Consider the following 12,626-nt stretch of genomic DNA (forward strand, 5'->3'; position numbering starts at 1 on the left):
ACTTTTTAAAGGGAACATCATCGACTCAAATCTCTATTTGCAACAGTGCCGTAAATTTGAGAATGAATCTGTACGTACAGACTCATTCCCTATCTATAAAGATATTAGAAATAGCTACATAGAGTTTATTTCTAGTTTATTCAAATTAGTCGTTCAAATTAGGCGTTACTACGGATGAACAATAATTTTTACAGCAGACTCATTATTATGAATCAATGTTTCAAAGCCTTTAGAAACAAGATCATCTAATGCAATCCGTTGGGTAATAAAAGGTTCTAGATTAATCTTACCTTGCTCAACCAAACGGATAGTTTCCTGATGATCATTTACATAAGCAATCGTGCCACGAATATCTAGCTCTTTCATCACCACACTATGCACATTAATTGTGGCAGGATGGCTCCAAATAGAAACGATAACGACTACACCAGTTGGTTTCATTGCTGCAACGAGTGTATCCATGACTTTATTGACACTACTACATTCAAAAGCGACATCTACACCGCGGTCTTCTGTAATTTTCATTACCTCAGCAACTACATCAACCTTAGATGGGTCTAGTACATAATCGGCAACACCCGCTTCTATCGCTTTTTCTTTACGTTTTGCACTCAGTTCAGTAATGATGACCGTGAGACCTTTAGCCTTTAAAATAGCAGATAAAAGTAAGCCTATTGGGCCTGCTCCACCAACCAGTGCGATATCGCCAGCTTTTGCGCCACTTCTGACATAGGCATGATGACCGACAGATAAAGGTTCTATCAATGCTGCTTGGTCTAAAGGAATATCATTTGAAATAGGATGTACCCAACGCCGCTGAACTGCAATTTTTTCAGAAAGACCACCACCGCGTCCGCCTAAACCAATAAAGTTCATATTTTTTGATAAATGATACTTATCATTGGGGCCAGTCGGCACATCGTCAGCAATGATGTAGGGTTCAACTACGACATGTTGCCCAATTTGGATATCATCTACACCCTCTCCAACTGCATAAACCACGCCTGAAAATTCATGTCCCATTGTTACAGGTGCAGATTCTCCCGAAATTGGGTGTGGGTGACCACAAGGTGGAATAAAAATAGGACCTTCCATGAATTCATGTAAATCTGTACCGCAAATACCACACCACGCAACTTGAATTCCAACTGTGCCTGGAAGTACTTTCGGTTCAGGGATATCTTCAATTCGAATATCCCCTCGGTCATAAAAACGAGCTGCTTTCATTTTATATTCCTTATATTGATGTTAACGGTAAACCAGTGCGTACACGGCCTCAACTTTCAATAAAGTATAAAAGGTGTTTGTGTAGGCAATACCCTTACTTTTGATAAGCCAAAAGAAAGCAAAAGCCTTTGTTACCCATACATAACATCCCTATTATGATGGATAACGTGTGGCATCCCTGCCACACTCGTGTATCCAAACGTTGCTTAAATTAAACTATGTAATAGTGGCGACATAAAGGTGCTCTTATCGCTATATATTAAAAACTTAGTGGAACACTGTTTCTAAAGCTTTTAAACCCACTTTGGGATCAAGTAGACCGTTGTAAATTTCAGGGATTTCACGTTCCACCCCAAAAAATTCATAAATGGCAAGCATCGCCCCACGAACTGAATATTCCACAGTAAAGACCACGTCATCTTCAATTTCCACAAACTGTCCAAGGAAAGCAAAGTTTTGTGAGCCTTGTGGAATTACCTGTGGACGATCCCCCGGTTTACGGCAGGCGAATAGGGCAGAGGCGTATGGCATCATGGCGGTAGTAACATCAGTCGTTGCCAAAACATGATCTAAAATGTCGTCAAAACCGAGCTGTTTAATCAGTTCTGTTAGGATTTCTTGCCCCGTGGCTTCGGACATTGGTTTTTTGATGTAATCGCCTATATGGTCAATTTGGAAACCGTAGCCCCATAAGGTATATAAACCTTCAGGTAAGTCGGCAAAGTGTGGCTGTGCAGGAACCACGATGGATAAATGCCAACCCGACTCATACCAAGTCATGAGTGCGCCTGTGCCTGGTTCATTGCCTGTATAGTCAATAATACGTTTAAGTAGCACGTCATCTTTCATGGTCAGAGTGAAAGACTCCCACTTATGTTCATCGACATTGCCATAAAAAGTCATTGGACGGCCAAAGTCTGGGGCTTTTTGTGCCAGCGTTTCCCAAAGCGTCCAGCCATGATCTTCTCGATGACGAATAAGGGCAGGCACGTCATGATTACCGCCATAACGTGAGTCTGCTGTAATAGAGCCTAAAGTGAAAATAGCTAAATCATTGGCTTTCAGATTAATTTGCTCTGAGCCTTCAGGCAATTGTACATATAGGCGTGAAGCGTAGCGTTCTTGAGTTTCAGCATTGGTAATGAAGTCTGCATCTGTGACATAGTGTCCAAAACGCACATCGACGCCTTGTGCGACTAACCAACGCTGTAGGGGCAGAATCATCGAGTCATATTGGTTGTACTTGGTACGTTTCACACCCGCTAAGGTATGAATGCGTGGCAATTCTTGAATAAAACGCAAGAAATAGCGTCTTAACTCTGCTGCACTGTGCCATTTTTGAAAAGCGAAAGTCGTGCGCCACATGCGCCAGAAATTGGTTTCAAAAAAGGTTTCATCAAAAAACTCATCAATGCGGCGACTGCCAATTTTTTCTTCTTTTGAAGCTAATAGGCGCAGCATCTGTGCACGATGTAGCGTATTCAGACCAAGCTTTGCTGCATCCGCAATGACATGTTCGGCATCAATCAACCGTGCATTGGCGTGGGTTTTCACTTTTTCATTAAACTCACGACATTCTTCACGCACCGAAATGTCTGGATTTTCCAAAGATGGAATACTGGAAAATAAGTCCCATAGGCACAAATAAGTTTCATCGGTCAGCATTCGCCCACCACGTGTTACCCAAGCTTGCGCGGCATGCGGTGTATGTCCACCATCCATCGAACCACCTGAAATATCGAGTTCTTCTAAAATATGGATATTTTTGGCAGGGACTTTGGCATCACGGATTGCAAATGCAGCAGCAGCCATACCTGCGATACCACCACCAATAATCCAAAGATGGGACTGTTGTGCGTCTAATGGGGTGCGCTTCTTCTTTTGCATGGTTCACCTTTAATAATGATGTTAAAAACTATGAAGTATAAAATGTGATTTAGAAAAACCTTAAAAATAGTATGACTTTTTATATATGAAAAATGTATGAAATGGGAAGCAATTTACTCATTATATTTTGTAATCAAAAAAATGTAAGTAATGGTTATTTTTAATACACATTTGTATTTTTTTAAAATAAAATATGATTTAAGTAATTGATTTTATTATTTTATAGAGTAATCACTCTATTTTGATCATATTTGTTTGTGTCTGAAGAATGTGTTTGAAACTAGGCTTTCTATTGATCATTAAAAGATATAATTGAATAATAGATCTCTTTCATAAATCAAAAAACGAGCACCTTTTTGATTGATATTTGTACTCTAATTTTCTTAGCATTCGTGCATAATCTGCGGATGAAATACATTGATTCAAAGAAGCTTTCTGAAACACAGTTTAAGCGATATACAGGCATCTCATGGTCAACCTTTTATTTAAATGGTTGAGCAATTGCAGAAGCATGTTCCAGCTAAAGGCAGACCACCCAAGTGGCACTGTTGCAAATAACCACGAATGGTAAGTTGAAGACTGTTTTAGCTAAAGGTGCAGCATATGAATCCTTTCCATGGTCGGCATTTTCAGGGCGAAATCATTCTTTGGGCTGTGCGCTGGTATTGTAAATATGGCATTAGCTATCGTGAACTGCAGGAAATGCTGGCCGAACGGGGTGTGAATGTTGATCACACGACTATTTACCGTTGGGTTCAACGTTATGCTCCTGAAATAGAAAAACGTTTACGCTGGTATTGGCGTAATCCTACAGATCTGAGCTCGTGGCATATTGATGAAACCTATGTAAAAGTGAATGGAAGATGGTCTTATCTGTATCGTGCAGTCGATCAACGTGGCGATACCATTGATTTTTATCTTTCTTCTAGACGTAATACCAAATCAGCATATTGTTTTCTTGGAAAAATTTTAAATAATGTGAAGAAGTGGCAAATTCCACAAGTGATCAACACGGATAAAGCACCCACATATGGACGTGCTTTATCACGGTTAAAACGGGAAGGTAAATGTCCACCAGACCTTGAGCACAGGCAGATTAAGTATAAAAATAACGTGATTGAATGTGATCATGGCAAGCTAAAGCGGATCATCAGGGCCACATTAGGATTCAAATCTATGAAGACGGCTTATGCCACAATTAAAGGTATTGAAGTCATGCGTGCACTACGTAAAGGACAAGCATCGTCATTTTATTATGGTCAGCCTCAGGGTGAAGTGTGTCTAATCAACAGGGTTTTCGGTCTCTAAGTACTTTTTAAAGGGAACATCATCGACTCAAATCTCTATTTGCAACAGTGCCTAATTAAATCCCTTACAATTCAAATTTTTCAGCAACGACTTATCTTTGTTAAAATAGTATTAATTTATTTTTTTTAGGACAAACCTTAACAAAATTACAAATTTGTAATTTGGTTGTCATTTAGGTGTATATATCTAGGAATTAGTATATGAAGAAATTATTTTTTGGTCCAAGATATGATTAGATTCAATAATATATATATGAAGATTGTTTTAGTTATTTTTACTATAGTTTTTTCAACCAGTAGTTTTGCTGATGGGGGACTTCGTTTCTTAGAGAAAAATTTAGAAATAATTAACAATGAAAAAAGCAAAGGGTGTGAAGAGAATTAATTCAAAATTATAATGAAGCACATATAACTAGGAAAACTAAAAATTAGTTATTTTTAGTATGGTGTAACTAAGATTAATTAATTTTTTTAAATCGAATGATAAATATATTTATTGTTTTTAATTTATTCTTTACCATTTTCAAATTTTTAAATAATCCGAAAAGACTATTTTAAACTTTAGGGTTACATATGCTCCTATACATAGGCAGGAATAAATATGCAACTTAGTATATTTGCAACAATAGTACTGGAAAGATTCATGTAATAATGCTTAAAACTCTCTAATTAGTTAGGGAGGCATTGGAATTGGAGAAAGAAGTAAAGTGCCCACTAGCAAATGTGGTTATTGGAGGAATTATCTCATCAACCCTTCTTATGTTGGTTTTATTACCAATATTGTCCCGGTGGATAAATGAAAAGAAAGCTTCTTGACCAATTATAGTAAGCAATTTTTAGCAGAAATATTGAGGCTTACTCAAGTCTCTCAGCTAATCGTAAATAGAATAAGGAAACTATTGTATGTCAGAAGATCATTCTCAGAGCCACGCGGCTGTTACTGAAGAGAATAGTAAGAAGCTAATATTTACTGTAGGTTTGACCACTACGTTTTAATCGTAGAAATTATAACCGTTTTTATTACTCAAAGTTTAACTTTTGTGATTATCTAAAAACACATAGCGGTCGAATGGCCATATTAACTGACTTAAAATCAGTCGCATACTTTAATGTAGCGGTTCTGATAGCACAAAAGTTCGCAGCATGAAAACGGAACCGGCATAATTGATTTATAGTGAACCCATACACTAAGCATAATGATTTAGAGGACGATAATCCCAATGAAAAAATTCCTTTTAGGAGCTGTTGCCGCATCTGTTTTGGCCTTTTCAGGCAATGCTATGGCCAATTTTGTGGCAGGTCAGGACTATCAGGTGGTCGCAAAACCAGTCAAAGTCGAAAAACCGGGCAAAATTGAGGTACGTGAATTCTTCTGGTATGGCTGTGGTCACTGTTTCACGTTGGAACCGCATATGCAGGACTGGTTGAAAAAATTACCCAAAGATATCCGTTTTGTACGTACACCTGCTGCAATGAACCCGCTTTGGGAACAGGCTGCACGTGCTTATTATGTTTCAGAAGCCCTGGGTGTGCGTCAAAAAGCACATTTACAGTTATTCCATGATATTCATGACAAGCAGCGTCCAATTTTAGAACAGGCACAATTGGCCAAGTTCTATACCCGTTATGGTATTTCTGAAGAGAAATTTAACACGACTTATAAATCATTCCCGATTTCGTCAAAAATTGCTCAGGCAAAAAATTTGACTGCTCAATATCAGTTAAGCGGTGTACCAGCGGTGACCGTGAATGGTAAATATATTGTGCAGGGCAATGATGCCAAAGTAATTCAGGTGGTAAATTACCTGATTGAAAAAGAGCGTAAAGCCAAATAAGACGCGATTGATTATCTCTAAAAAAAACCTGCATCGAATCTGCAGGTTTTTTTATTTAAACTGGAGGAATGGTTATTTACGTCCTGACTGCCGGATCTGGTGTTTCTATCGGCGGGCGATACCAGTGTAAAATTCCTCGGAATAAGAGCTGCATCTGCAACACGCTTTGCGCTTTAAAGTCATGGGATTGAATATGAATCGTGGATGGCTTTGTTGCACAAACCTATCTGTAAAGGCTTTTTCAGCGATATAATTTTCAAATGAAGAAGCCTACACACAAAATCTACCGCACAACCAATTGGCCCGCATATAACCGAGCACTCATGAGTCGCGGAAATATTGCCATTTGGTTTGATCCTGCTACGCAATGGTATGCGCCATCAAAAGGCAAACAAGGGCGAAATCAAACCTACTCCGACGCAGCCATCCAATGCTGCTTAATGATTAAATCCTTATTCCGTCTGTCTTTACGTATGGTCACTGGCTTTGTGCAAAGTCTGATTAAACTTTGCGGATTAAATTGGATAGCGCCAGACTACACTACAATTTGTAGACGACAACAGCATATTGATATTGCAATCAGCTACCAAAAAAGTAGCGATGGGCTGCATCTACTCGTAGACTCTACAGGCATGAAGTTTCTAGGTGAGGGCGAATGGAAACGCAAGAAACATGGAGCTGAATATCGTCGCCAATGGCGTAAACTACATATTGGTATAGATGCCAAAACCCTACAAATACGCGCTATTCAGCTCACAACCAATAATGTCAGTGATTCACAGGTGCTTGGTGATTTACTTAATCAGATTCCACAAGATGAGCAGATTGACTCTGTTTATACCGATGGAGCTTATGACACCAAGCAATGCCGTCAGGTCATTGCAGATCGGCAAGCACATGCGGTGATTCCACCTAGAAAAAATGCGAAACCATGGAAAGATACAAAGAGTAGCTCGCTAGAGCGAAATGAATTACTTCGAGCAATTAAACGTTTAGGCAGGACACTATGGAAAAAATGGTCAGGCTATCATCGGCGAAGTTTGGTTGAAACTAAGATGCATTGCATCAAATTATTAGGAGATAAACTCAGTGCAAGGAGTTTTGATAGCCAAGTCAATGAGATCCATGCACGTGTGGCAGTCCTCAACAGATTTACGGAATTAGGTCGACCACTTACCCAAGTTACGCCTTAAATTTGGCTCAATTAGGGGCGCTTTGCATTTCAAATCTTTGTGCAACAAAGCCACCTTTATGTATAATGCCTCATGATGCGATTTTACTGTTCTGATTGTCGTAAGTTGACAGTCCAGTAGAAACTTTATTGCTCAGCTACAAAAGATAAATGCAGTAATGTTAAATTTCCTCAATTCCCTTATTTTGAAATTCTCTTATTCAATACCCACGACAGTGGTTATATAGCCTGTTGTTAATAGAATTGATAGACCTAATAACATCTCAAATAAAATGGCATGACTAAGGTGTTTAGCGAATTTAGGATGTTGAAGACGCGGGGTGAAATACCATTTGTTGAAGGCAGCTAAAAGTAGAATACTTATAACAAAAAACATTTTAACCATGAAACCATAGCCATATGCAGTATTGATTAAGGTATTAAAATCTTTAATTAAAAGAAGAGCTACACTAGCGCCACAGGCGATTAATATCCCAACAATGAAAGCAGCAATACGTCCAAATACATGCATGCGATCTTTTAAAGGTAAACCACTTATTTCCCGGCTGGTTTTCCATAACGGATATAAAGACCCCATCCATAACGACATAACTAGAATATGGATTGATAATAAAATTTGAGCAAGTAAGGTTAAATTAGCGACATGTCCGAGCTGGGAAAAACTAAAAATAATCGGGATAAGTAAAATACAAAATATTGAACTTTCAATTATAGAAAACTGACCTTTGTTCCTGTTAAGTTTAACCACCATGAGAAGAAGTAAAAGAGCAAAACTAATAGAACGAAGAACGTATATATACCCCGTCGGAGTATTAACCAATATATTAATATACGTGGGGTCCACCATACCTGTAATACCAGTATTGGCAAAACTACCAATCAGAATAAAAAATCCCAAGGTACTGGAAATTAGGCCTAATCCAGCGCCAATTGTAATATATTTAAGAATCGATTCTTTTAGTTCAAGATATTGTCTAAGTAAAAAATAGCAAAAGGCTCCACCAACGACAAAAGCTACACTTAAATATAAAATAACCTTAGTTAACCAAGTGGCCCACATCCAATATTCAGAAATCATTATTTTTGTCCATTCTAGAACAACATGCCAGCACCTCACTGACATGTTGAAAGGTAATCAATTCTTATTTAGTTGATTTGATAGTGAAACTATATTCACCATTCATGTTGTGACCATCTTTCCCCATTGTTGTCCAGACAACGGTATATTTACCTTTTTTCAGTTTCGGAAGAGCGACATCAAAGGATTTCTTTAAGTCATGAGTAACTTCATATTTTAAAGGAACATCTCTTCGCTGAGCATCCAGTAACTTAATATTCATCAACATAACCTCTGCACCAAAGTTAAGGGTCAAGTTCTTTGGTTGACTAAGGATAGATGCATTTTCCGCAGGAATCGCACTCACTAAACTCACATGAGCGAACGTAGTTGTAGTAGCCACAATCATCGTTGCAGCTACTACAACATTACGTAGAGCAGTCATTTTATTTTGAAATAATTTCATTTACGTTTCCTCTTGATTCGTTAGTTCATTAGAGATGACTTTATAAAATCTATATTTAATGAGACCACATCATCTCCTCTTATATTTCAATTATTAGTGAGAGACAGAAACAGAGCGATGACTTCAAAATTACATTTTTGTCATTTTTAAAATTTAAAATCTTTAACTATTAAAATAATCTTATTGAAAAATAATGATCATTTAACAAACAAATTATGTAGGTGGTTGATTTATGAAATGTAGTAATCATTTTGACTAAGAAAATAGTAGCTATTTAATTTTTTATATTTTAGTTTAAATATAAACATGTTATGTTTAATTTGATCTAATATAAATTTGTGGGCTAAGCACATGACTCAAACACGTCCAAGAATGACCAAATTATTTGAACAGCTTGGTTTAGCTTCTACTGAAGAAGCAATTGCAAAATTCATAGAGAGCCATCAGCTAGCTGGAGATGTTTTTTTAACACAAGCAATTTTTTGGACTGATGCTCAACGTCATTTTTTAGAAGAAAAACTACACTCTGATGGTGAATGGACGACAGTGATTGATCAATTAAATGAGTCTTTACATGAAAATTCAGTAAAATAATTTTCCGTTAGTATTAAGGATCTACATTCTTCCCTGCATTGAATACAACTCATTCATACAGTAGTACTGTTTTGGAGATGGAATCTCTATTATATAAGTAGTAGATTCCTTACTCTGAAATTTGGATTATAAACCCTAATATTAAAAATAATCTTCTTTACCTTCTAAGTTGACAAAAATAACTAATGATGCGAAAAGGTTTTTTTAGTTAACAGATGTTCACACATGCCTAGAATTGTTTCTGTACCACTTAGTTTAGAACAGCGAGAACGACTCATTTTTCTGGTCAAGCATGCAAAACATTGGCGTGAAAGGCAACGTGCCCAAACTATTCTCTGGCTTTCCGAAGGTAAAAGTGTTGCGGAAGTTGCCACTCTACAAGAACGTATCCCAGAAACCATAAGGCTACAACGCCGACGTTGGGAATTGTATGAGTTTGAATCGATTAAAGAAGGTCATCGCTCAGGTCGACCCAATACATTGATCTCAGACTATCAGGCGAAAATCCTAGATTGGGTCAATACAAGTCCACTCAATGCAGAACAAATCCGAGTCAAACTACATGAAGAATACGAAGTGTCCGTGTCTGTTGAAACCATTCGTAAGTTTTTACGGGATTCAGGTATGGTCTTCAAGCGTACCCGTCATAGCTTGAAAAAAAAGAGATCCGATTGCATTTGAACAAGCAACACAGCAGATTGAAGAATTACGAGAGCAAGCGGCACGTGGTGAAATTATATTAGGTTATGTTGATGAAACAGGATTTTCATCTACACCTGATAACCGCTATGCGTGGACAAAGATAGGTGATGTTCATGCGGTTGATGCAATAAGATTAAAACGAGTTAATGTCATGGGGTGTTTGCTTTCAACGGGGAAACTGGTGACTAGTTGTTTACAAGAGTCAGTGACAAGCACTTGGTTTTATGCCTATTTAACTGGAATAGCTCAACAAGTAAAACAGACGTATAACCTTCCATTGGTTCTTATTGTTGATAATGCCTCGATTCATAGAAGTAAAAAGATGGCTGATTACAGAGAGCTACTTAAAACTAACTTTTCGACGAATCTGTATTTTATTCCAGCTTATAGCCCTGAGTTAAATCGAATCGAGATGGTATGGAAGCAGATGAAATATTATTGGCGAGATTTTCAAGTCATGACAGCTGACAAAATAGAGCAATGGGTGGAGAAAGTATCAAACCAATTCGGAAAAGAATACATGTTTACTTTTTAATGACAACTTATCTAATAAATATACCAATAAGTTTAATAATTAAATTATCCACCCTTTTTTCTATAAAAAACTATTTTGATCAACTGTATTTTTTCTTTAAAGGAATAACAGTGTAAATTACATTAAGAATGTGTCTCTAACTAGCCTTGGAGTCATCTAATCATTTCATTTTTATTTTTTTAAGCACATAAAATCATAACAACTTTAATAGTTTTAAAAGATTAATATTAAATAAAATTTTTGTCATCTCAGCATAGACTATATATTTCGAGAAGATCTCAAAATTACATTTTTGTCATTTTTAAAAATAATTAATTAATAGTGCTAAAATTTTTAAGAGAGACAGAGAATAACCAAAAATTTCATCAGTTTAGTAGTCAAATTCCTAGACTCTGTTCAGTACTAAAACATAGCTTTTACTTCCAAATTATTTAAAGGAAAAAATTATGATGAAATTCAAAAACATTTTTTTGGGCTTATGTATCGCAGCCGCGTCATTGAATACATTTGCACAGCAATCCGATGAACACAAAGATCACCACCCTGAAAAAACAGCACCATCTGCAGTAACAATTAAGCAAACAGTTACCAGCACCACTGCTACAGATAAAATGGCTGCAATGGATCAACACATGAAGGCGATGCAAGCCATGCATGAGAAGATGATGGCTGCAAAAACCCCACAAGAACGTCAGAAACTTATGGCTGAGCACATGAAACTCATGCAAGGAGGTATGAGTATGATGAAACAGATGGGCAGCCAAAGCATGAATGCAAATATGGCTGACCGTCAGCAGATGATGGAAAAACGTATGGACATGATGCAATCCATGATGCAGATGATGATGGACTGTATGCCTCCGTCAGCAACTAAATAGTTACCCATGAATTAGGGGAAAGCACCATGAATCACCAACACCAAGAAAATAATTCAGTACCTAACTTTTGGTCTACACGTTATGCCATTGGTCTAATCGTGCTGGGTGGTATCGCAGCTTATTTTCTATTAACGGAACATTTAGCCCACGTTATCGGTGCTTTGCCTTATTTATTCCTTTTAGCGTGTCCACTGATGCATATTTTTATGCATGGTGGTCATGGGCATAACCACTCGCAGCAAAAAAAATCCGATATATCTGATAACAAAAAATAGCTCTTATCAGGAGATCCATCATGAATCATGCGGAATCGGCTTATGGTTTATGGACGCTGGTTATCATTAACTCAGCAGTTTTTATCATGTTCGCTTTCAGTTTTTTTAGACCTTCCACTGCGCGCGATTGGCGTACATTTGGGGCCTTTTCGGCTTTTATCATTGCTCTATTTGTCGAAATGTATGGTTTTCCTTTAACCATTTACCTGTTATCTGGTTGGCTTCAAACTCGCTTCCCTCAACTTGACTTACTTTCTCATAATGCAGGTCACTTGTGGTCAACGCTATTAGGTGAAAAAGGTGATCCACATTTTGGCATTTTGCATATCGCCAGTTACGTTTTCTTGGGCTATGGATTTTACCTGTTATCAACGTCATGGCACGTGCTGTACAACGCGCAACGTCAGCATTCTTTAGCGATCACAGGCCCTTATGCACGTATACGTCACCCACAATACGTGGCTTTTGTGATGATCTTGCTGGGTTTTTTATTGCAATGGCCAACTTTACTGACACTGATTATGTTTCCAATCCTACTCTTAATGTACAGCCGCTTGGCAATTAAGGAAGAGGCTGAAATGAGTAAACAGTTTGGCGCTGTCTATGACAGCTATGCTCAACAGACTCCGAGATTTATTCCAAAATTCGGCCATAAAACCACTTTACCATAA

General features: G+C 37.6%; 13 protein-coding genes and 3 pseudogenes. 11 read left to right on the forward strand and 5 right to left on the reverse strand.

The genetic code is table 11. The features are described 5' to 3' along the window. Positions 1-168: 168 nt before the first annotated feature. Positions 169-1,227 carry a 2,3-butanediol dehydrogenase gene (locus tag F891_RS14835; protein ID WP_004281883.1) on the reverse strand — a complete coding sequence of 353 codons (1,059 nt, stop codon included), beginning with the start codon at positions 1,225-1,227 and terminating at the stop codon, positions 169-171. Positions 1,228-1,494: 267 nt separating this feature from the next. Next, complete coding sequence (locus F891_RS14840) at positions 1,495-3,114, reverse strand: oleate hydratase (protein ID WP_004726755.1); 1,620 nt, start codon at positions 3,112-3,114, stop codon at positions 1,495-1,497. A 603-nt stretch (positions 3,115-3,717) separates the two neighbouring features. On the opposite strand from F891_RS14840, the gene F891_RS14845 reads away from it, so the two are divergent. The 4 genes and pseudogenes from F891_RS14845 (at position 3,718) to F891_RS14850 (ending at position 6,256) form a co-directional block, all read left to right on the forward strand. After that, positions 3,718-4,422, forward strand: coding sequence for an IS6-like element IS1006 family transposase (locus F891_RS14845; protein WP_001067784.1), 705 nt, complete (start codon positions 3,718-3,720; stop codon positions 4,420-4,422). A gap of 698 nt (positions 4,423-5,120) precedes the next feature. Continuing rightward, a pseudogene (locus F891_RS18575) lies at positions 5,121-5,237 on the forward strand (hypothetical protein); the annotation flags it as partial. 87 nt (positions 5,238-5,324) lie between these two features. Next, positions 5,325-5,464: pseudogene (locus F891_RS18505) on the forward strand (cation transporter); the annotation flags it as partial. Positions 5,465-5,641: 177 nt separating this feature from the next. Next, positions 5,642-6,256: a thiol:disulfide interchange protein DsbA/DsbL gene (locus F891_RS14850; protein ID WP_004281881.1), complete on the forward strand. Its 615-nt coding sequence runs from the start codon at positions 5,642-5,644 to the stop codon at positions 6,254-6,256. 76 nt (positions 6,257-6,332) lie between these two features. Here the strand turns inward: F891_RS14850 and F891_RS18510 are convergent. Further along, positions 6,333-6,446, reverse strand: a pseudogene (locus F891_RS18510) (TetR family transcriptional regulator); the annotation flags it as partial. A 70-nt stretch (positions 6,447-6,516) separates the two neighbouring features. Here F891_RS18510 and F891_RS14855 point away from each other — a divergent pair. Beyond that, positions 6,517-7,449 carry an IS5 family transposase gene (locus F891_RS14855; RefSeq protein ID WP_081401702.1) on the forward strand — a complete coding sequence of 311 codons (933 nt, stop codon included), beginning with the start codon at positions 6,517-6,519 and terminating at the stop codon, positions 7,447-7,449. Between the two features lie 195 nt (positions 7,450-7,644). On the opposite strand, the gene F891_RS14860 is transcribed toward F891_RS14855, so the two are convergent. Both F891_RS14860 and F891_RS14865 read right to left on the reverse strand, forming a co-directional pair. Then, on the reverse strand, positions 7,645-8,526 hold the full coding sequence (locus F891_RS14860) for a copper resistance D family protein (protein ID WP_005100635.1): 882 nt from the start codon (positions 8,524-8,526) through the stop codon (positions 7,645-7,647). A gap of 64 nt (positions 8,527-8,590) precedes the next feature. Then, the gene (locus F891_RS14865; protein WP_004281877.1) at positions 8,591-8,971 is read right to left on the reverse strand and encodes a copper resistance CopC family protein; all 381 of its coding nucleotides are present in this window, start codon (positions 8,969-8,971) and stop codon (positions 8,591-8,593) included. 351 nt (positions 8,972-9,322) lie between these two features. Here F891_RS14865 and F891_RS14870 point away from each other — a divergent pair, with 351 nt between their 5' ends. The 6 genes from F891_RS14870 (at position 9,323) to F891_RS14895 (ending at position 12,626) form a co-directional block, all read left to right on the forward strand. Next, positions 9,323-9,565, forward strand: a complete 243-nt coding sequence (locus tag F891_RS14870; protein WP_004281876.1) for a DUF2789 family protein — start codon at positions 9,323-9,325, stop codon at positions 9,563-9,565. A gap of 225 nt (positions 9,566-9,790) precedes the next feature. Continuing rightward, positions 9,791-10,246, forward strand: a complete 456-nt coding sequence (locus F891_RS14875) for a helix-turn-helix domain-containing protein (RefSeq protein ID WP_004647755.1) — start codon at positions 9,791-9,793, stop codon at positions 10,244-10,246. A 16-nt stretch (positions 10,247-10,262) separates the two neighbouring features. After that, on the forward strand, positions 10,263-10,802 hold the full coding sequence (locus F891_RS14880) for an IS630 family transposase (protein WP_225554437.1): 540 nt from the start codon (positions 10,263-10,265) through the stop codon (positions 10,800-10,802). Positions 10,803-11,248: 446 nt separating this feature from the next. Then, positions 11,249-11,680: a hypothetical protein gene (locus tag F891_RS14885; RefSeq protein ID WP_004695737.1), complete on the forward strand. Its 432-nt coding sequence runs from the start codon at positions 11,249-11,251 to the stop codon at positions 11,678-11,680. A 26-nt stretch (positions 11,681-11,706) separates the two neighbouring features. Continuing rightward, positions 11,707-11,955: a DUF2933 domain-containing protein gene (locus tag F891_RS14890; RefSeq protein WP_004695740.1), complete on the forward strand. Its 249-nt coding sequence runs from the start codon at positions 11,707-11,709 to the stop codon at positions 11,953-11,955. Positions 11,956-11,975: 20 nt separating this feature from the next. Beyond that, positions 11,976-12,626, forward strand: coding sequence for a methyltransferase family protein (locus F891_RS14895; protein ID WP_004281871.1), 651 nt, complete (start codon positions 11,976-11,978; stop codon positions 12,624-12,626).

Source organism: Acinetobacter sp. CIP 101966 (assembly GCF_000369725.1).
Taxonomy (GTDB): domain Bacteria; phylum Pseudomonadota; class Gammaproteobacteria; order Pseudomonadales; family Moraxellaceae; genus Acinetobacter; species Acinetobacter lwoffii_Q.